Here is a 20,366-nt window from a genome sequence, read left to right on the forward strand (position 1 = left end):
GGAGAGAACATGAGCGACAGCATCGGCGTCGCCGTCATCGGCGCGGGCATGGCGGGCAAGGCCCACATGGCTGCGTGGCGGAACGCACCCTCCCTCTTCACCTCGACGCTGCCGCCGGTCCGGCTCGTCTCGGTCGGCGACGTCTACGAGCCCCTCGCCGCCGAGGCCGCACGGCGCTTCGGCTACGAGCGGCACGACACCGACTGGCGGGCCATCGCGGCAGCGGACGACATCGACGTGGTGAGTGTCGTCGTCGCGAACACCCTGCACCGCGAGATCGTCGAGGGCCTGCTCGCCGCCGGCAAGCACGTGCTGTGCGAGAAGCCGCTGTCCGACTCGCTCGACGACGCACGCGCGATGGCGTCCGCCGCTGCCGAGGCCGAGCAGCGCGGGGTGCTCGGCCGCATCGGCTTCACCTACCGCCGGGCTCCCGGTCTCGCGGCCATCAGGGAGCTCGTCGAGGACGGCACGCTCGGCCGGGTCCTGCACGTCTCCGGCCGGTACTGGACCGACTACGGCGCCTCGCCCGACGTCCCGTTCTCGTGGCGCTTCGCCGGGGCGCCGGGGTCCGGCGCGCTCGCCGACGTCGGCTCGCACCTGTCCTACGTCGCCGAGTTCCTGGCCGGCCCGGTCCGGAGCGTCAGCGGTGGGACGTTCACCACGTCGATCACCGAGCGACCCGTGGCCGCCGGACACGCCCTGCGGGGGCAGGCCGTCCCGCTCACCGGAGAGACCGCGGCCGTCGGCAACGACGACTACGCCACGTTCAGTGCACGCTTCGGCGACGGCACGGTCGTCGGGTCGCTCGAGGCCTCCCGCGTCGCGGCCGGGCACCCGAACGGCCTCGTCATCGAGGTGTTCTGCGAGCGCGGCGCCGCCCGCTGGGACCAGGAGCGCGCCTCCGAGATCGGCCTCGCGCTGCGGTCCGACGGCTCGCGTCTGGGTGGGTACCGACAGGTCGTGCTCGGCCCCGACCACCCGTACGTCGCGGGCGGTATGGCGATGGACGCCCCGGGCGTCGGCTGGGGGCAGAACCAGATGTTCGAGTACCAGGCGCGGGCGTTCCTCGACGAGATCGCCGGGCTGTCCGGCGCCGTGCCCGACGCCCTGCCCGCGAACGCCACGTTCGACGACGGCGTGCACAACATGGAGGTCCTCGACGCGGTGGCACGGTCCGCCGCAGCTGGGGGCACGTCCGTCGACGTTGCCGACGCCGTCGTCCCGACCACGGAGGGTGGTGTCCGCGCATGAAGCTCGGTCTCTACAACGCGATCCTGCACGACCGGCCCCTCGCCGACGCACTCCGGGTCATCGCGGCCAACGGCCTCACCGGCATCGAGCTGAACACCGGCGGGTTCCTGCCCCCGGTGCACGTGCCCGACATCGACGCGATCCTGCAGGACGACGGGGCGCGTGACGCGTTCCTCGCGCAGTTCGCGGGGACCGGCGTCGAGATCGCCGGGCTCAACTGCAACGGCAACCCGCTGCACCCCGACCCGGCGATCGGTCCCGCGCACGCCGAGGACGTCCGGCGCAGCATCCGCCTGGCGGCCCGCCTCGGGCAGGACCGCGTCGTCACGATGTCCGGACTGCCGGCGGGGGAGCCGGGCGGGACGCGGCCGAACTGGATCGTGAACGCCTGGAACTCGGCTGCGCTCGACGTCCTCGAACACCAGTGGAGCGTCGCGGTGCCGTTCTGGCAGGAGATCGACGCCCTGGCCCGGGAGCACGGCGTCAAGGTCGCACTCGAGCTGCACCCGCAGAACCTCGTGTTCAACCCGGCGTCGATCCGGGAGCTCGTCGAGCGCGGCGGGCTGACCAACGTCGGGGTGGAGCTCGACGCCTCGCACCTGTTCTGGCAGCAGATGGACCCGGTGGCAGTCGCCCACGACCTCGGTCCGCTCGTGTTCCACGCCGCCGCGAAGGACGTCCGGATCAACCCGCACGCCGCGATCAACGGGGTGCTCGACAACTCGTTCCGCCGGTTGTCGCCGGACGAGTCGCGCACGAACCTCGGCGGCGACGAGTGGGCGAACGAGTGGCCGAAGCCGTCGGCGTGGGACTTCGTCGCGCTCGGCAAGGGCCACGACGAGGCGTACTGGACGACGTTCCTCGAGGCCCTGCGTGCGATCGACCCGGACATGTGGGTGAACATCGAGCACGAGGACACCGAGCTCGGGCGCGAGGAAGGAGTCGCGGTCGCCGCACGCGTGCTGCGCGCCGCGGATGCGGCGCTGGCGCCCCGGTCCTGACGGTCCGTCAGCCGACCCGGACACTGCCTGGAGGCCCGTGAACCGTTCCGCGCACCGGGTGACGGACCCGCAAGTGGTGGGCCGTGCCTCCCGGCCCCACCACACGCGGATCGGCCGCCGGTGCGCGGAACGACCAGTCCGTGCACCCGTACCGGGTGCTGTCACCGGCCCGATGTAGCATGCACGACACCTGTCCCCGACGATGGAGCCCTGCGTGCCGGAGCCGACCCACCCCGCCTTCCCGCTCGAACACGTGCGGGCGGTGGGCGACGACATCGTGGCCTCCGTCGCCACGGTGATCGACGGCAAGGCGGAAGCCATCCGCACGGCCCTGACGGTGATGCTCGCCGAGGGGCACCTGCTCGTCGAGGACGTCCCCGGCGTCGGCAAGACCGTGCTCGCCAAGGCGCTCGGCGCCTCGGTCGGCGGGTCCGTGAACCGCATCCAGTTCACCTCGGACATGCTGCCGTCCGACGTCACGGGCGTGAACATCTTCGACCAGTCGTCCGGCACCTTCCGGTTCTCGCCCGGCCCGGTGTTCGCGAACGTGGTCATCGGCGACGAGATCAACCGCACCAGCCCGAAGACACAGTCGGCCCTGCTCGAGGCGATGGCGGAGTCGCAGGTCACCGTCGACGGTGTGACGCGTCCGCTCGACCGGCCGTTCATGATCGTCGCGACGCAGAACCCGATCGACATGGAGGGCACGTACCCGCTGCCCGAGGCGCAGCGCGACCGCTTCATGGCCCGCATCGCGATGGGCTACCCGAGCGTCGACGCCGAACGGCAGATGCTCGCGAACCGCGGCGGCAGCGACCCGCTGTCGCGCCTGCGGCCGATCGTCGACGTCACCACGCTGCGGGCGATCATCGAGACCGTCGCCGGGGTGCACATCGCCCCCGACGTCGAGGCGTACATCATCGCGATCGTCCGGTCGACGCGCACCCACCCCGACCTCGTGCTCGGTGCGAGCCCCCGCGCGACGCTGCACCTGGCGCAGGCAGCCCGTGCGCACGCAGCCCTGCTCGGCCGCCCGTTCGTCACGCCCGACGACGTCGCGACGCTCGCCCCGATCGTGCTCGCGCACCGGCTCGTGCCGGTCGCCCGTGGGCTCGGCGGCACCGGCGAGGACACCGTGCGCGAGATCGTCGTCCGCATCGTCTCCGACACCGCCATCCCGTTCACGGCCACCCCCGTCCGCTCCTGATGGCCGGTCCATCGGCACCGCCGTCGCTGCTGCGACGCGTCGGTGCCGCGCGGTCCACGGCGGCACGGTTCGGCCGCCGGGGGCTGTCGTTGGCCCGACGCACCCCGTTCCCGCGCCCGACGATCCGGGGCTGGACGGTCATCGCCGTCGGCATCGGCCTGGTCGGCGGCGGTCTGGTCGGCACCACGAGCGTCGCCGTCACGGCCGGCCTGCTGCTGCTCGTGCTGGTCGTGCTCGGCATCGTGATGGCGTTCGTCGTCGCCACCCCGCTCCGCGGCAGCCGCAGCACCGCACGGGCGATCGTCCAGGTGGGCGAGGTCTACCGGGAACGCATCACCCTCGGCAGCACCAGCCTGCCGATCGGCCCGCGGGCGACGCTGCTCGTGCGCGAACAGCTCGAGGACGCCTTCGCCAGCCTGGCCGAGGCGGAGACCTACGCCGAGGTCGGGCCGAACCTGCCGCCGGCCGTGCTCGACGTCGAGGCACTCGCGATGCACCGCGGCCGCTCGCTGGTCGGCCCCGTGACGATCCGGGTCGAGGACCCGTTCGGCCTGCTCCGCATCGACCGACCCGTCGTCCCTGCTGAGGAGGTCGTCGTCGTCCCCGCCTCGGCACCCCTCGGGGCGATCGACGCCGGGGCGCTCGCCGGTGCGGTCTCGGCCGACGAGGGCCGGGTCGGACAGGGTGGTTCCGCCGACGACAGCGAACTCCGCCCCTACCGACCGGGTGACCCGATCCGCCGGGTGCACTGGGCCCAGAGCGCACGGCGCGGGGAACTCCACGTCCGCCAGACCACCCAGGCCCAGCCGCCCGAGGCCGTGATCGCCCTCGACGTCCGGCGCGAGTCCTACCAGCGGCTCGGCCGAGAGGACCTCGCCGAGCTCTCCGACCTGGGCGGCGACCAGGCCTTCGAGCACGCCGTCGTGGTGGCCGCCAGCGTCGCCCGCGCGCTCGCCGCCCGGACCTCCCGTGTCGTGCTCGTGTTCGACGGCCCCGAAGGTGCGACCCGGCACGCGGGCGACGTCGGCGGGCTCACCGACGTGCTCGTCGGGCTCGCCGACGTCCGGCTCCGCTCCGACGCCCGCGAAGTCACCGACGTCCTGCCCGAGGTCCGTGGCCGCGACGTGCACGGCATGACCGCCGTCGTGACGGGCACCTGCACCGCGGAGGAAGCCGCCGAGCTCGTCAGCGCGACCAGCGGTTCGAGCCGCGGCATCTTGGCGACCATCGTGCCGCCGGACCCCGCCGTGCGGGGCATCCTCGACCGCGGCGGCTGGCGGACACTCGTGGTGCCGGTCGTCGGCGCGACGCCGTCCGGAGCCGCCCGGTGACCGGGGTGAGCGCACCGGCGCGTGGCCGTGCCGACGTGCGCGAGATCCTCGACCGCGACGACGACCTGCGTGACGTCCCGAGCGCCTGGGTCGTGGCCCTCGCGCCGGTGCCCGTGCTCCTCGCCGCCCTCGCCATCCGGCCGCTCGTGCAGGGCATCGCCTGGTGGGCATCGGGTGTCGTCGTCGTCGCCGTGCTCGTCGCCGTGATGCTCGCCGTGCGCCGCCAGACGCCCGGCATCCGCTTCGTCGTCCTGGTCGGCACGGTCATCGCCTGCTCGTGCGCCGCCGCGCTGGTCAACGACATCCAACCGCTCGGGTGGCTCGACGCCGACGGGGCCCTCGGGGAGACGCTCGCCGCGATCCGCCTGAACCCCGCACCACTGCCGCAGACCGACGCGATCCGGCTCGTCGTCACCGCGTCGATCGGCTGGGTCGCTGCGGTCTCGCTGTTCCTCGCCGCCATCGCGCGGATCCCGTCGCTCGCCGCGGCCCCGGCCCTCGTCATCCTGATCGTGCCGGGCGTCATCACCGGGCAGCCCGCCGGCACCCCGCTCGTCATCGCCACGGCGGTGGCGTTCCTCGCCCTGCTCTGGCTGTCCGTGCGTCCGGTGCAGCGCGCACTGCCGGCCGCGGTCGTCGGGGCGATCGGGCTCGTCGTGGCCATCGGGCTGCCGACGATCGTGCCGCTCAACGCCAGCTGGTTGTCCGGCGTGACCGGTGCGATCCAGTCGCCGATCCAGCCCGGACGGCCCGGCACCCTGCTCGAACTCGGCAACGACCTGCGCCGTCCGAGCGAGCTCGAGGTGTTCCGGTACCGCTCGTCCGACGGGCAGCCCGAGTACCTCAAGCTCGCCGACCTGGACGAGTTCGGCACGGGGGACTGGGTGCCGACCGTGACGAACGCGGCCGAGGCTGACACCGCCGACGAGCAGCAGTGGGCCGAGGGCGTCAACCCGCGCCTGGCGAGCCGTGGCGACGTGACGGTCCGGATCACCGGGCTGTCCAGCACCTACCTGCCGGTGCCGTCGGGTGCGGTGTCGATCGAGTCGCAGTCCACCAACCTCGACCTGTCGCAGTGGCGGTGGATGGGGAACTCGAGCACCGTGCGGTCGACGGGTGCCGCGACCGCCCGGGGGGCGATGTACGAGGTCTACGGGGCTTCGACGTTCGCCAACGACTACCTTGACGCAGTCGCCGCCTCGGGGGTGCTCGCCCGCTCCGACGGCCGTGGCTTCCGGGAGCCCAGCCGCGAGCAGCTCCGCACCGACCTCGCCCTGCCCGACGACCTGCCCGCCAACATCTCGACCACCGCGACCCGGGTCGCCGCCGCCGCGACCGACGACTACGGGCGGGCGCGGGCCCTCGAGCAGTGGTTCCGCAGCGACCTGTTCACCTACTCCGAGACCGCCCCCGTCGAGCAGGGCTACGACGGCGACAGCATGGACGTCGTCTCGACGTTCCTGAAGGTCCGCGACGGGTACTGCGTGCACTTCTCGTCCGCGATGGCCGTGATGGCCCGCACGCTCGGCATCCCCTCGCGCATCGCGGTCGGGTACCGGGCCGGGTCGCCGCAGCCCGACGGCGAGTACGCGGTGTCGAACCGGCAGCTGCACTCCTGGCCCGAGCTGTACATCCAGGGCGCAGGGTGGGTCGCCTTCGAGCCGACGCCCGACTCCGACGAGGCCGCTCCGTCCGAGGAGCCCTCGGCCTCGCCGACGGCGGCGGCACCGGAGACCCCGCTGCCGGCGCCCGAGCAGACCACGCCGGCGGACGAATCAGCGTCACCGACCCCGTCGGCGTCCCCGGTTCCGGGTGCCACGGGTGCGTCCGGCACCGGCGGCGGCGGAGGACCGGTCGGGCTGCTCGTGGGCCTGCTGCTCGTGCTCGCGGTCCTCGTCGCCCCGGGCCTCGTGCGTGCTGTTCGCCGTCGGTCGAGGCTGTCGGCGATCGCTGCCGGTCGGTCACCCGCCGTGCAGGCGTGGCGCGAGTTGCTCGACGACGTCGCCGACCACGGGTACGCCCCGGGCCTCGCGCCGCCGGGTGACGCCGCCGCCGTGGCCCGGACCGCCCGAGCCGTCCTCGGACGCCTGCGTCCCGGGTTGCCGGAGTCGGTCGTGCCGCACCTGGAGGCCGCGGTCGACGCGGTCGATCGTGAGCGCTTCGCCGCCGACGGGGCCGCATCGGTGGACACGGCGGCGTTGGAGCGTCACGTCCGCGACGCTCGCGGGGCTCTCGACGCCTCGGTCCCCACGGTGCGCGTCGTGCGGTCGCGCCTGCTGCCGCCGAGTCTGTTGCCGTCGTCCGCCTGGTCCCACGACGGGCCGAAGCCCCGCCGTCGGGATCGTCGCACGGCCTGACGCGGGCGCGTGCCGGCTGGCGGGTGCTGCACGGTGCAGGGTTCGTCGGGTGGTGCGTGGTTGGTGGCTCGGTGCTGGGCTGTAGGCGGGCACGGGGCGGTCGTGCGGGCACGGGGTGGCGAACCTCGCACGGTGCGGGTTCCGTTGGGCGTCGCGTCGGCGGGTGTTGCACGGTGCGGGGTTCGTCGGGTGGTGCGTGGTTGGTGTCTGGGTGCGGGGCTGTAGGCGGGCACGGGGCGGTCGAGCGGGCACGGGGTGGCGAACCTCGCACGGTGAGGGTTCCGTTGGGCGTCGGCTCGGCGGGTGTTGCACGGTGCGGGGTTCGTCGGGTGGTGCGTGGTTGGTGGTTCGGTGCGGGGCTGTAGGCGGGCACGGGGCGGTCGAGCGGGCACGGGGTGGCGAACCTCGCACGGTGCGAAGCCCCGACCGCCGCGCCTCGCCGCCGCACGCCGCCCGCCGCCCGCGCCCGCGCCGCCGGGCGCGGCACCGCGCGTCAGCGCCGGCGGATGACCGCCTCGACCAGGGTGGCGACGAGCTCGCCCGGATCGACCCCGGGCAGCGCCGGCGCGTCGAACACCAGGCCGACGTTCGCCCCGATGAGCACGGTCGCGAACTCCTCCGGGGTCATGCCGACCTCGACCTCGGGGTGGGCACCGAGCCACAGCCGCACGAGCTCGAGCACCCCGTCCTGCAGGATCCGGCGCTGCCGGATGAACTCGGGCAGCAGCTCCGGGTGCCGCACCGCGTACCCGCGGAACGCCGAGAGCAGCGCGAACTGCTCGCTCTGGTCGTTCTGCCCGAACGCGGCGCGCAGGACGTCCCCGACGTCGACCGCGGCGATGTCCGCGTGCACGAGTTCCTGCAGTGAGCCGAGCACGACGTTCGTGGACCGCTGCATGACCTGGGCGAGCAGGTCTTCCTTGGACGAGAAGTTCGAGTAGACCGCACCCTTGCTGAACCCCGCGCGTGCTGCGACGTCGTCGAGCCGCGCGCCGTACACACCCTGTTCGGCGAAGACCGCGGCTCCGGCGGCGAGCAGGCGTTCCCGGACCTCGGCGCGCGGGATGCGCTGGGTGGGGGAAGCGTCGTCGCTCATCGGTTGCTGCTCCGACCTGTGGTGGTGGTCGTCGGGGAGAGCATCGTGGTGGAGACCTGCCGCGCCGCGCGTCTGATCCCGCGCGGCATCAGCGAAGCCCCCATCCCCACGTCTGCTCGGAACCGGCGCGTTCGGGTCGCGTCGGTGCTGTGCGGACAGCGTTCACCGGGACCATCCCCGGCAGAACTGCCAGGACGATACCCGGCGGTACTGATCGTAGCGTCGCGGGGCCGCGGAGGACAGCCCCTCAGTCCTCGTGCTCTTCTCGGACACTGCCGGCACCGGTCCGACGGCCCGGGCGCCGGAGCAACCGGAGCGCGTCCGGTCGCAGGCTCCGACCCCGCCGCAGCAGCGAACCGAGGGTCGACTTCGGCTGCCAGTCACGGCCGTTCGGCAGCCCCCAGCCCCGGCGGACCGCTCCCCAGCGGAGCCCGAGCGACAGCGTGATCGCGAGCAGGATGCCGAGGGACGGCGACCCGAGCGCCGAGGCGATCACCATCACGGCCGACGCCGCGACGGCCACGGTGGCGTACAGCGCGTTCCCGCCGAACACCGCCGGCACCCGCCGTAGCAGCAGGTCACGCATGGCCCCGCCGCCGACCGCGGTGATGGTCCCCATGATGATCGCGGCGGGCCAGTCGAGCCCGGCGTCGTAGGTCCGCTGCACGCCGACCACGGCCCAGAACCCGATCACGGCGGCGTCGAGCACGGTGAACAGCCGGTCCCAGGTGAGCTCGGAGAACGACACGAGGAACGCGATGAGCGCCCCGGCGACGGCGACCGGCACGTACAGCGGGTCGACGAGCGCGACGGGTGGTCCGTTCTGCAGCAGGGTGTCGCGGAGCATCCCGCCGCCGAGTCCGGAGACGAACCCGACGACCAGGAACCCGAACAGGTCGAAGTCCATCGCGCGGGCGATGGAGCCGCCGAGCAGGGCGGACGCGAAGACCCCGGCGAGGTCGAGCACGTTCGTGACCGACGCCAGGCCGTCGACGGACAGCAGGTTCATGAGAACCATCAAACATCACGTCGCACGACTGGCGGGCCGTTCGGCGGTTAGGTTAGCCTCACCTTCGTCATGCTCGCCACTCTCGTCATCGGTCTCCGTGAAGGCCTCGAAGCCACGCTCATCGTCGGCATCATCGCCGCGTTCCTGCGTCGCAACCGCGTCCCGCTCGCCCCGATGTGGTCGGGCGTCGGGCTCGCGGTGCTGCTCAGCATCGCCGTCGGCTTCGGGCTGCAGGCCGTCGAGCAGGCACTGCCGCAGGCCCAGCAGGAGGGCATGGAGGCGGTCATCGGCATCGTCGCCGTCGTCTTCGTCACGGGCATGATCGTCTGGATGCGCACGCACGCGCGCACCCTGACCGCCGATCTCGAGGCCAGTGCCACCGCGGCGCTCGGCCGGGGCACCGCCTGGGCACTCGCCGGCATGGCGTTCCTCGCCGTCCTGAAGGAGGGCTTCGAGACCTCGGTGTTCCTCCTCGCCACGTTCCAGGCGTCGTCGGACACCGGCCTCGCCGCCCTCGGCGCCGTGATCGGCATCGCGGCCGCGGTCGTCGTCGGCTTCGGCATCTACACCGGTGGCGTCCGCCTCAACCTGTCGCGGTTCTTCACCGGCACCGGGGTCTTCCTGGTCTTCGTCGCCGGCGGCCTGGTGCTGACCGTCCTCCGCCGCGCGCACGAGGCCGGCTGGATCGTCATCGGCCAGCAGCGCACCGTCGACCTGTCGTGGCTCGCCCCGAACGGTTCGGTGCAGGGCGCCCTGGTCACCGGCGTGCTCGGCATCCCGCCGGACCCGCGGGTCATCGAGGTGCTCGGCTGGGTCCTCTACGTCGTCCCGGTACTGGCCCTGACGCTCTGGCCGCGCGCCTGGCGTCCGTCGCCGGACCGCGTGCCCCGGGTGCGCGCCGTCATCGCCGGCGCACTCGCCGTGGCGGCAGCGGCACTCGCGATCGCCGTGCCGACAGGCGGGGTCGACCTGCCCCGCACCACCGCGGTCAGCGGCGACGCCAGCTCCGTCTCCGCCAGCGTCGACGGTGCGTCCGGCGTCCTCCGCGTGTCGGGCACCGGCCGGGAGGCCCGGATCACCCTGCCGACGTCGGCCCACCGCCGCGTCACCCGCGCGGGCGTGGCCGCCGACCGATGGCGCGTCGTGCAGGACGGAACCAGTGAGCAGGGGAGCGGTGCCGACCGTCCGTCGACGCTGACGCTCGACGACCTCGTCACCCTGTTCGGTCGCCTGCCCGTCGGGGTCTCCCCGTCGACGAACCCCGGTCCCTTCGCGGCGCGCTGGGCCGTGCGCGACACGGTGACCCTGTGGACCGTCCGCGGTGGGGTCCTGGACGCGACCCGCGACGAACGCGAGGTGCTGACGCTGAGCGGTGGGGGCCTCCCGTCCGCACGCACCACGACCCTGGACCGCACCGTCTGGTCCGTCCCCGACGCCCGCGTCGAGCGGTCGGCCGCCTCGGTGGCCGCAGCGGACTCGCGATCAGCCGACCTGCTGCTCTGGAAGGCCTGGCTGCCGATCGCCCTCGGCATCGCGGCCGCCGCGCAGGCGCTGCTGGCCCTCCGTGACCGCCGTCGCCGGCGACTCCCCACCGTCCCCACCCCCGAACCCGTCCCCGCTCGTGGCCCTCCGGCCGCGGACCCTGCAAGGAGCACCGACCATGTCCTTCGGTAAGCCCGTCCGACCCCTGATCACCCTTGGCGCCCTCGGCGCCGTCACCGCCCTCGCACTCACCGGGTGCGCCGGCGGGTCCACCGGAGCCGACGGCTCCGGCTCCGGCGACGCGAAGGTCTCCCGCGTCACCATCACGCTCACCAACGACGGGCAGGACGCCTGCGCGGTGTCCTCGACGAAGGTCCCCGCGGGCCCCGTCACCTTCACGGTGAAGAACGAGTCGTCGACCGCGATCACCGAGGTCGAGCTGCTGCAGGACCAGCGGATCCTCGGCGAGAAGGAGAACCTGGCACCCGGCCTCGACGCCGTCCGCTTCACCGCCACGCTGACCGGTGGGAAGTACCAGGTGTACTGCCCCGGCGCCGAGACCGAGCTGACGGACTTCACCGTCACCGGCAAGGCCGTGTCGACCGCGAACAGCAGTGCCTCGACCCTGCTCCGCGACGGGACGAAGGGGTACGCGACCTACGTCGACGGCCAGGTCACCGACATGGTCGCCGCGGTCGAGCAGATGCAGAAGCACATCGACGCCGGCGACCTCGACGCGGCGAAGACCGACTACGCGAACGCCCGTCCGTTCTACGAGCACGTCGAGAGCGACGTCGACGGCTTCGTCAAGAAGGGGTTCAAGGCCACCGACAACGCCGGCAACCTCGACTACCTGATCGACATGCGTGCCTCGAACCTCGACCCCGCCGTCGGCTGGAGCGGGTTCCACGCCGTCGAGAAGGACCTGTTCCAGGCCGGGAAGATCACCGCTTCGACGAAGCAGACCGCCGCGGACCTGACCGAGGACGTGCAGCTGCTCGCGAAGCTCGTGCCGACCCTGGACTACAAGCCGGAGGACCTGGCGAACGGCGCCGCGGGTCTGCTCGAAGAGGTGCAGTCGAACAAGATCACCGGCGAGGAAGAGGCGTACAGCCACATCGACCTCGTCGACCTCGCCGCCAACGTCGAGGGCGCCCGTCAGGCCTTCGCGTACCTCAAGCCGGGGCTGACCAAGCTCGACCCGACCCTGACGAAGCAGATCGCCAAGCAGTTCGACGCCACGAACACGATGATGGACGGCTACCGCGACGCCGACGACCTGGGCGGTTTCGCCACGTGGGACGCCGCCACCAAGAAGTCCGACGCGAACACGATCTCGCAGCAGATCCAGGCGCTGCAGGACCCGCTGTCCCGTCTGGCCGAGAAGGTCGCGACCGCGTGACCGAGCCGGACGAGGCACCGCGGGCGGACGACGCACCCCGGGCGAACGTCTCCCGCCGTGGGCTGTTCGGCGCCGGCCTGGCCGTGGCCGGTGCCGGGGTCGGCGCGGCAGCGGGCATCGGCGGCGCCACCGCGGCGACCGGCGTGAACCCGTTCACGGCGGCGACGAACGGCGACGAGTCGATCGACCTGTCGCAGAGCCAGCCGTTCTACGCCACCGCGGCACGGCAGCCGCAGGGCGGGATCCGCACCACCCCGCAGCGGTACTGCGTCTACATGACGTTCGACCTGTCGACGACCGTCACGACCGAGCTGCAGGTGCTCCTCGCCCGCTGGTCGGCCGCGATCGCCCAGCTGCAGGCCGGCAAGACCGTCGGCAGCGTCGAGCCGGCGCACGGCAACGGGGTCGGTGCCGACACCGGCGAGGCGCTCGACCTCGGGCCGGCGTCCCTGACCGTCACGGTGGGCCTTGGACCCGGCGTCTTCGACGAGCGCTTCGGGCTGGCCGACCGCCGTCCGGCCTCGCTCGCCGACATCCCGACGCTGCCGAGCGACAACCTGCAGGAGGGCCTGACCGGCGGGGACCTGTCCCTGCAGGCCTGCGCCGATGACCCCCAGGTGGCGTACCACGCGGTGCGTGACCTGGCACGGATGGCCCGCGGCACCGCGACCGTCCGCTGGACCGTGCTCGGCTTCGGCCGGGCATCGGCGGGGCCGCACCAGAGCACGCCCCGCAACCTGATGGGGTTCAAGGACGGCACCCGGAACATCACGACCGACGCCGACCACGACCGCTTCGTCTGGCTCGACCGCGACGCCGGGTGGATGGCCGGCGGCAGCTACCAGGTGGTGCGGAAGATCCGCATGAACATCGAGACCTGGGACGCGGACGTCGTCAGCGACCAGCAGCGGGTGTTCGGGCGGACGAAGATCCAGGGCGCACCGCTCTCCGGCGGGCAGGAGCACACCAACCCGGACTTCCACGCCAAGGACGACGACGGTGCGACGAAGATCGACGCGACGTCGCACATCGCCCTCGCCGCGCACGAGGCCAACGGCGGCGTGAAGATCCTGCGCCGGCCGTACAACTACACCGACGGGCTCAACGAGTACGGCCAGCTCGACGCCGGGCTGCTGTTCATCGCCTACGTGAACGACCCGGACCACTTCACGCGCCTGCAGCGGAAGCTCGGCGCCTCGGACCGGCTGAACGAGTACGTCTCGCACATCGGCTCCGCGGTGTTCGCCGTGCCGCCGGCACCGCGCAAGGGGTCGTACATCGGCGAGCAGCTCTTCCGCTGACCTGAGTCGCTGACCCGAAGGGGTGGGCGCCCTCCGCCGTTTCCCTGGAGGCGGAGGACGCCCGCGTCGCGGAGTCTCGCCGAACGGAACCACCGTCGACTTGCTGAAAGCGACCCGGCACGACGCGTCGCGGTGCGACAACCCCGAGAGTACCCCGCGGATCCGCGGATCCGCAGTGATCGACCGGGATGGGACAGCAACCGTGACCGCCGGGTCGCGCGAGGTGTGCGCCGGACGTGCTCCGGGCCTCCTGACCGACGCGAACGGGCCGCCCCACCAGGGTGAGACGGCCCGTTCGCGTGTGTGCCCGCAGGCTCGGGGTCAGTCCGTCAGGACCGTCGCGGCACGTCGTGCGCGGTTGCGGCGGAGGACCACGAGTGCCGCGATCCCGGCGAGCAGGAGCAGGCCCGCCGCGATCGCCGGAGCGGTCAGGTCCGCACCCGTGTAGGCGAGGTCGCCACCGGCGCGCGGGTCGTCGTCGGTCCCGCCGACGCCACCGATGCCCGCGTCGTCACCGTCACCCGCGCCGGGGCCGGGGATGACCCCGCCACCCGGGTTCGGGGTCGGAGCCGGGGTCGGGTCGACCGGGTCCGTAGGGTCGGTCGGGTCCGTCGGGTCCGTCGGGTCCGTCGGGTCCGTCGGGTCGGTCGGGTCGACCGCTGCGGCGACCGGGATCGTCACGGCGAGGGTGACGGTCTGGCCACCCGGCAGGGTGACGACGAGCGGCGCGTCCGTCGTGGCGACCGGCTCGGCCACCGCGGCGAGCGAGACGGAACCGGCGGTGCGGGCGGAAGCGCGTGCGGCCGGCGCCTCGATCTCGGGGACCGTGACGGTCAGGGTCGCGCGACCCTGCTCGTCGTTCTTGTCGGTGATCGTCGGGTCGATCGCCGACGATGCGAGCTCCTTGCCGTCCGCGGTGACCGAGACGGAGCCGGCCTTCGCCGGGTCCTCGCTGCTGAACACGAGCGACGACAGGTCGAGCTCGATTGCGTCACCGGGCTGGAAGCCACCGGCCGGGGTCGGCGTGACCGTGACGCCGACGGCGCGCTGGTCGACCGGGGGCGTGACCTTCGGGTTGGCGAGGAAGTAGTCCACCTGGGCCTGCAGGTCGACCTGGCCGGAGTCGGCGACGTTCGTGCCGGTCGCGAAGGCGGCGAAGTTGTCGCCACCGGTCGACAGGAACGAGTTGACGGTCACCTTGAGGGTGTCGGTCAGCGCGATCGCCTTGCCGTCGAGGGTCATGCCGGTGATGCGCTCGCCGCGACCCTTCGACGGGTCGTAGGTGTACGCGAAGCCGTCCGAGACGCCGAGCTTCAGGAACGGACGCTCGAGGCCGTCCGGCTGCCACTGCTGCTCGAGGGCGTTCTTGATCTGCTGGCCGGTCATGTCCTTCGTCACCAGGGTGTTGGCGAACGGCTGGACGAGCGCGGCCTCCTTGTAGGTGACGGTGCCGTCCGGGTCGCCGGCGCCGCTGGACGCGTAGACCATGTCGGTGCGGAGCCCGCCCGGGTTCATGAAGGCGACCTGCGAGCCGTTCCGCTCGGTGGCGCTGCGCTGGACCTCGGCGATGTAGTTGCCCAGGACGGACTCGCCGCCGCGGTTCTCGGCCTTGCGGTCGGACTGCACGGCACGACGCAGGTCACCCGTGATCTCGCCGAGCTTCTCGCTGCCCTTGACGTCGGCGACGGCCTTCGCGGCGGTCACGATGTCGCTCACGGCGTTGACCGAGGTGGTGTCGGCGGGGACACGCTTGTCCTCGTTGACGGGGGTGACCGACGACGTGATGCCGGTGAGCTGCTTGTCGGCGTCCACCGTGAGCTGCAGGTGCCCGAGGTTCACCCCGTAGGACCCGGCCTGGATCACCGGACGCTTCGTGCCGTCGGGGCCCGCGATGGAGTGGTTGTACGTCGCGTGGGTGTGCGCCGACACGATGGCCGAGACCTTCGACGAGACGCCCGAGGTGATCTTGCCGAAGGCACCGGTGCCGGTGGCGTCGGTGAGCGCGCTCGTGGTGGCCCCCTCGTGCACGAGCAGGACGAGCACGTCGGCCTCGCCGTTGTCGTCCTTGCCGTCGGTGAGCTGCTCGGCGTACCGATTGACCTGGCTGACGATCGGGGCCATCGCGAGGCCCTCGACCCCGCCGGGGCTGACGAGCCCGGGGATGAGGTCCTCGGTGGTGGCACCGATGAAGCCGACCTTGACGCCGCCCTTCTCCACGATGGAGTACGGCGTGAAGGCGGGGTCGGTGGTGCCGGCCTTGACGATGTTCGCCGAGACGTACGGCCAGTCGGCGCGGTCCTCGATGCGGCCGGTCAGGTCGTCCTGGCCCTTGTCGAGCTCGTGGTTGCCGATCGCGCTGACGTCGAGGTCCATGGCGTTCAGGGCGTCGATCGTGGGGGAGTCCTGCTGGATGAGCGAGGTGAAGGTCGAGGCGCCCACGTTGTCGCCGACGCTGGCGAAGATCGTGTTCGGGTTGGCCTCGCGGTACGACTGCACGACGCCGGCGAGTTTCGCGGCGCCGGCGGCCTTGTCGGCGGCGGTGCCCTCGGACTCGATGCGACCGTGGAAGTCGTTGACGTCGATGATGTCGATCGTCGTGTCGCCCTCGGCGGCGACGGCTGCGGACGGGACGGACAGTGCGACCAGGACCCCGGCGGTGGCGAGGGCCGCGCCGGCGCCGAGGCGTCGTCGGGTCGTCGCACCGGCGGTTCCGGTGATGTGGGAAGTGTTCATCGCCGTCGAACCTACGAAGACGCACAGGCGACTCGCCAGACCCCTGCGCAACTCGTCACACGACGTTCACACGGCCGTCCCCTCCGCTCGGCAGACCTGGTTCAGTCGCGGCCGAGGGCGCCCTTCACCCGCTCGGTGACCTCGGTCGCCATCGCCTTGGCGGAGTCCTTCACGACGTCGAACTCGACCGGGTCACCCTTCAGCAGGCTCTTCGCCGTGTTGATCGCGTACTCCTTCGTGATGTGCGGGGGCAGCGGCGGGACGCTCCGGCTGACGTACGCGTCGATGAGGGTGACCCCCTGGTGGGCGAAGGCCCGCTCGACGGCCGCCTCGACCTCGGAGTCCTCGTGCACCGCGATGCCCTGGAACCCGAGCAGCGTCGCGTACCCGGCGTAGTCGATCGACTCGACGTCCTGCGAGTCGCGCCACATCGGGTTGCCGTCCTCGGCGCGCATCTCCCACGACACCTGGCCGAGGTCGTCGTTGTGCATGACCACGATGACGAGCTGCTGGTTCGGCCAGGCCGCCAGGTACTTCTTCACGGTGATCAGCTCGTTCATGCCGAGCATCTGGAAGGCACCGTCGCCGATCGTGCACACCGCCGGACGATCCGGGAACGCGAACTTCGCCGTCACCGCGTACGGCATCGCCGCGAGCATCGTCGCGAGGCGGCCGGACATGTCGCCGCGCATGCCCTCGCGCAGCCGGATGTGGTGGCCGTACCAGTCGGCGGTCGTGCCGGCGTCCGCGGTGACCGTGACGCCGTCGGGCAGCCGGTCGTTCACCGCCTGGATCACCCGGCGCGGGTTCACGCCGTCGTCGTAGGCGACCTCGGACTGGGCGCGCATCTCCGACTCCCACTCGCGCATCTCGTCGGCGACGGTCTGCTGGAAGGACTTGTCGGTCTTCTGCTCGAGCAGCGGGAGTACGGCGTCGAGCGTCGAGCCGACGTCGCCCCACAGGTTCAGCTCGGTCGGGTACCGCAGGCCGAGCTGCTCCGGCTTGATGTCGACCTGGATGCCCCGGGCCTGCCCCGTCTTCGGCATGTACTCGCCGTACGGGTAGTTCGTGCCGAGCAGCACGAGGGTGTCGCAGTCGCGGATCTGGTGCAGCGACGGCAGCGACCCGAGCAGCCCGAGCTGCTGCGAGTGGTACGGCACGTCGGACGGGATCACGTCCTTGCCGCGGAGTGCCGTGATGATCCCCGCACCCGCCTTCTCGGCCGCTGCGAGCACCTGGGCCGTCGCACCGCGCGCGCCCGCACCGACCAGGAACGTCACCTTCGACCCGGCGTTGATGATCTCCGCCATCTTCCGGACCTCGTCGGCGGGCGGCGTGATCCGGGTGGACGCGGGGACGTCGCTCGACCGCGAGGCCCAGTGCTCCAGCGGCGGTGCGTCGTACGCCATCGCCTGCACGTCGTGGGGCAGCACGACGACGGCCGGCTGCTTGCGGAGGGACGCCGTGCGGAACGCGGTGTCGAGCACCACGCCGACGGCTTCGGGCGTGGCCACCGTCTGCACGTAGCAGGCGACGTCGGCGAACACGCGCTCCAGGTTCGACTCCTGCTGGGTGAACGACCCCATCGCCGCGAGCCCCTGCTGGCCGACGATCGCCACCACCGGCTGGTTGTCCATCTGCGCGTCGTACAGCCCGTTCAGCAGGTGGAAGGCGCCGGGACTCGACGTCGCGACGCAGACCCCGACCTCACCGGTGAACTTCGCGTGCGCGGTCGCCATCAGCGCCGCGATCTCCTCGTGCGTGGGGCGGACGTACTCCAGGCCGTCGCCCTTCGACGCCGCCTTGCCGAGCGCGCCGTCGAAGGCGCCGATCCCGTCGCCGGGGTACCCGAACACGCGGGAGACCCCCCATGCCTTGATGCGGTCGATGACGAAGTCGCTCACGGTCGTGCTCATGGCACCAGCGTGCGCGGGCGCGCACGGGTCCGTTCACAGGCACCGGTCTGGAGGCCCGGATCACGTGACCGACGTCGGTCACGTGATCCGGGCCTCCAGACCAGGGCCCTGTGCTCGTTGCCGGTGGCTGCTCGCTACTGCTCCTGCGCGATCAGCGGACGCAGCGTGCGGTGCGCGATGCGCAGCCCCTCGAGCACCCGGTCGTCGGTGCCGCCCCAGAGCGGGTCCTCGTGCTCGACGCTCAGCGTGCCGTCGAAGCCCGCCTCGTAGAGGCGGTCGACGACGCGTCGCCAGTCCACGACACCGCGGCCCGGCACCCGGAACCGCCACCAGCCCATGTCCCACGGGTCGTCGCCCTTGTCGACCTTGCCGAAGAACCCGTACTCGTTGCGCCGCTCGGGGAACAGCTCCAGGTCCTTCGCCTGGGCGTGCACGATGTGCTCGGCGAACGGCAGGATCGTCTCGACCGGGTCGATGCCGATCCACGTCAGGTGCGACGGGTCCCAGTTCAGGCCGAAGCCCAGGCCGGTGACCCAGCCCCAGAGCTCGGGGGAGTACGCGATGTTGCCGGGGTACCCGTCGGGGTGCCAGCCCTCCATCACGCAGTTCTCGATGATGAGCCGCACGCCCCGCTCGCCGGCGTAGTCGACGAGCTCGGGCAGGACCCGGTTCCCCTCGGCCATGTTCTCGCGGACGGACTTCGTGGTGTCGCGGCCGATGAACGTGCCGACGTACGGGATGCCGAGCGTCTGCGCGGTGTCGATCGCGTGCTTGAGGTGGGTCCGCACCGCGGACCGGTTCTCCGGGTCCTGGTGCAGGTTGTTCTCGTAGTACGCGAGCGCCGAGATCTCGAGACCGGTGCGGTCGAGCAGGGCGCGGGTGGCCAGGGCGTCCTCGTCGGTGAACGTGGCGACCGGCAGGTGCGCCGCCTCGAAGTCGCGGCCGCCGGTGCCGGGCCAGACGGCGACCTCGAGCCGCTCGTAGCCCTGCTGCTGGGCGAACCCGGCGATCCGGTCGAGCGACCAACCGGGCAGGCAGGCGGTCAGCATGCCGAGCTTCACCGGATCTCCCGCCAGGTCGTCTCGGCCGCGCTGCCGATCACGGCCTCGATGATGTCGGCGGAGCGGGCGCCGTCCGCGAACGTCGGCAGTCCGTCGGGGGCCACTCCGGTGCGGACCGCGGTGTAGGTGTCGGCGACGAAGGCCGCGAAGGCGTCGAGGTACCCCTGCGGGTGCCCGGCCGGCACGATCGCCAGCCGGCGCTGGTCCGGGTACCCCTGCGACGGGTCGCGGACCACGATCTGGGCACCGCGCTCGTTGCCGAACCAGGCCGACTCGGGCTGCTCCTGGTCGAACGCCGCGCTGCCGCGGGTGCCGTCGACCTCGAACCACAGGCGGTTCTTCCGGCCCGACGCGACCTGCGAGATCACGACGTTCCCGATGCGGCCCGTGGCGGTGCGGAAGGTGGCGACGGCGGTGTCCTCGGTGGTGACCTCGGCGCGTTCGGCCGCGTCGGCCACCGGGTCCGGGTCGGGGGAGCCGGAGAACGACGGGCCGGACGCCGCCGGCCGCGTCGGGTAGACGATGTCGGTCGCGGCGGACACCGAGGCGAAGCGCTCACCCGTCACGAACTCGACCAGGTCGCACCAGTGCGAGCCGATGTCGGCGAACGCGCGGGACAGGCCGCTCGAGGTCGGGTCGACCCGCCAGCTCGAGGCGTCCTCGTCGAGCATCCAGTCCTGCAGGTAGTGGCCGTGCACCGCGAGCAGCCGGCCGAGCTCCCCGTCGGCGATGCGCGCCCGGATCTCGCGGACCATCGGGTGGTACCGGTACACGAACGGCACCGTGGCCACGACACCGGCCTCGGCAGCGGCGGCGACGAGCTCGGCGGCCTGCGCGGGGTCGATCGCCAGGGGCTTCTCGCACACCACGTTGATGCCGGCCGCGATCACCGCGAGCGCCTGCGGGTGGTGCTGGTCGTTCGGGGTGCAGATGTGCACGACGTCGGGGGCGTCGGCGATGACCTCGTCGAGGGAGGCGTAGCCACGGGGCAGGTCGAGCTGCGCCGCCACCTGCTCGGAGCGGGCGGCGTTCCGGCCGAGCACACCGAGGACCTCGGCACCGGAGGCCCGGGCAGCCCGGGCGTGGACGCCGGCGATCATGCCCGTCCCGACCACGGCGACACGGAGGCGTCGCCCTTCGTACCCACTGCTCATGGTGCTCCCTCGCGCCGGACTGACACCACCGTAGCGGCCCGGTCATCCACCGGGGCCGATGAGTA

At 72.4% G+C, this 20,366-nt stretch carries 14 protein-coding genes; 8 read left to right on the forward strand and 6 right to left on the reverse strand.

The genetic code is table 11. The features are described 5' to 3' along the window. Positions 1–9: 9 nt before the first annotated feature. From DEJ09_RS00365 to DEJ09_RS00385, 5 genes are all read left to right on the forward strand, one after another. Entirely contained in the window at positions 10–1,251 is a 1,242-nt protein-coding gene (locus tag DEJ09_RS00365) for a Gfo/Idh/MocA family protein (RefSeq protein WP_111087290.1), read from the forward strand. Next, positions 1,248–2,252 (forward strand): sugar phosphate isomerase/epimerase, encoded by a 1,005-nt coding sequence (locus DEJ09_RS00370; RefSeq protein WP_111032895.1) that lies wholly within the window; start codon positions 1,248–1,250, stop codon positions 2,250–2,252. The genes DEJ09_RS00365 and DEJ09_RS00370 overlap by 4 nt, the downstream gene beginning before the upstream one ends. Before the next feature lie 202 nt (positions 2,253–2,454). Beyond that, positions 2,455–3,459, forward strand: coding sequence for a MoxR family ATPase (locus DEJ09_RS00375; RefSeq protein ID WP_071406487.1), 1,005 nt, complete (start codon positions 2,455–2,457; stop codon positions 3,457–3,459). After that, the gene (locus DEJ09_RS00380; RefSeq protein ID WP_111032893.1) at positions 3,459–4,790 is read left to right on the forward strand and encodes a DUF58 domain-containing protein; all 1,332 of its coding nucleotides are present in this window, start codon (positions 3,459–3,461) and stop codon (positions 4,788–4,790) included. Before DEJ09_RS00375 ends, DEJ09_RS00380 begins: the two co-directional genes overlap by 1 nt. Next, positions 4,787–7,147: a DUF3488 and transglutaminase-like domain-containing protein gene (locus tag DEJ09_RS00385; protein WP_111087291.1), complete on the forward strand. Its 2,361-nt coding sequence runs from the start codon at positions 4,787–4,789 to the stop codon at positions 7,145–7,147. The genes DEJ09_RS00380 and DEJ09_RS00385 overlap by 4 nt, the downstream gene beginning before the upstream one ends. Positions 7,148–7,640: 493 nt before the next feature. On the opposite strand, the gene DEJ09_RS00390 is transcribed toward DEJ09_RS00385, so the two are convergent. Then, positions 7,641–8,243 carry a TetR/AcrR family transcriptional regulator gene (locus tag DEJ09_RS00390; RefSeq protein WP_111029886.1) on the reverse strand — a complete coding sequence of 201 codons (603 nt, stop codon included), beginning with the start codon at positions 8,241–8,243 and terminating at the stop codon, positions 7,641–7,643. A gap of 247 nt (positions 8,244–8,490) precedes the next feature. Next, complete coding sequence (locus DEJ09_RS00395) at positions 8,491–9,252, reverse strand: trimeric intracellular cation channel family protein (RefSeq protein ID WP_071406483.1); 762 nt, start codon at positions 9,250–9,252, stop codon at positions 8,491–8,493. Positions 9,253–9,321: 69 nt separating this feature from the next. Here DEJ09_RS00395 and efeU point away from each other — a divergent pair, with 69 nt between their 5' ends. Genes efeU through efeB form a run of 3 tightly spaced genes read left to right on the forward strand, consistent with a single transcriptional unit; the run spans position 9,322 to position 13,437 of the window. Next, positions 9,322–10,926, forward strand: coding sequence for an iron uptake transporter permease EfeU (gene efeU, locus DEJ09_RS00400; RefSeq protein WP_111087292.1), 1,605 nt, complete (start codon positions 9,322–9,324; stop codon positions 10,924–10,926). Beyond that, positions 10,913–12,136, forward strand: coding sequence for an iron uptake system protein EfeO (gene efeO / locus DEJ09_RS00405; protein ID WP_111087293.1), 1,224 nt, complete (start codon positions 10,913–10,915; stop codon positions 12,134–12,136). The genes efeU and efeO overlap by 14 nt, the downstream gene beginning before the upstream one ends. Further along, positions 12,133–13,437 carry an iron uptake transporter deferrochelatase/peroxidase subunit gene (gene efeB / locus DEJ09_RS00410; RefSeq protein ID WP_111087294.1) on the forward strand — a complete coding sequence of 435 codons (1,305 nt, stop codon included), beginning with the start codon at positions 12,133–12,135 and terminating at the stop codon, positions 13,435–13,437. Before efeO ends, efeB begins: the two co-directional genes overlap by 4 nt. 321 nt (positions 13,438–13,758) lie before the next feature. Here the strand turns inward: efeB and DEJ09_RS00415 are convergent, their stop codons facing one another. The 4 genes from DEJ09_RS00415 to DEJ09_RS00430 form a co-directional block, all read right to left on the reverse strand. Beyond that, a complete protein-coding gene (locus DEJ09_RS00415) occupies positions 13,759–16,170 on the reverse strand; it encodes a bifunctional UDP-sugar hydrolase/5'-nucleotidase (protein ID WP_111087295.1) in 2,412 nt (803 codons plus the stop codon). A gap of 101 nt (positions 16,171–16,271) precedes the next feature. Beyond that, the gene (locus DEJ09_RS00420) at positions 16,272–18,086 is read right to left on the reverse strand and encodes a thiamine pyrophosphate-requiring protein (RefSeq protein WP_111087296.1); all 1,815 of its coding nucleotides are present in this window, start codon (positions 18,084–18,086) and stop codon (positions 16,272–16,274) included. A 134-nt stretch (positions 18,087–18,220) separates the two neighbouring features. After that, a complete protein-coding gene (locus tag DEJ09_RS00425) occupies positions 18,221–19,147 on the reverse strand; it encodes a sugar phosphate isomerase/epimerase (protein ID WP_111087297.1) in 927 nt (308 codons plus the stop codon). Further along, positions 19,144–20,301: a Gfo/Idh/MocA family protein gene (locus DEJ09_RS00430; protein ID WP_035808774.1), complete on the reverse strand. Its 1,158-nt coding sequence runs from the start codon at positions 20,299–20,301 to the stop codon at positions 19,144–19,146. The genes DEJ09_RS00425 and DEJ09_RS00430 overlap by 4 nt, the downstream gene beginning before the upstream one ends. Between the last annotated feature and the right edge of the window lie 65 nt (positions 20,302–20,366).

Origin of the sequence: Curtobacterium sp. MCLR17_055, from assembly GCF_003234305.1 — a bacterium.
GTDB classification, from domain to species: Bacteria; Actinomycetota; Actinomycetes; order Actinomycetales; family Microbacteriaceae; genus Curtobacterium; species Curtobacterium flaccumfaciens.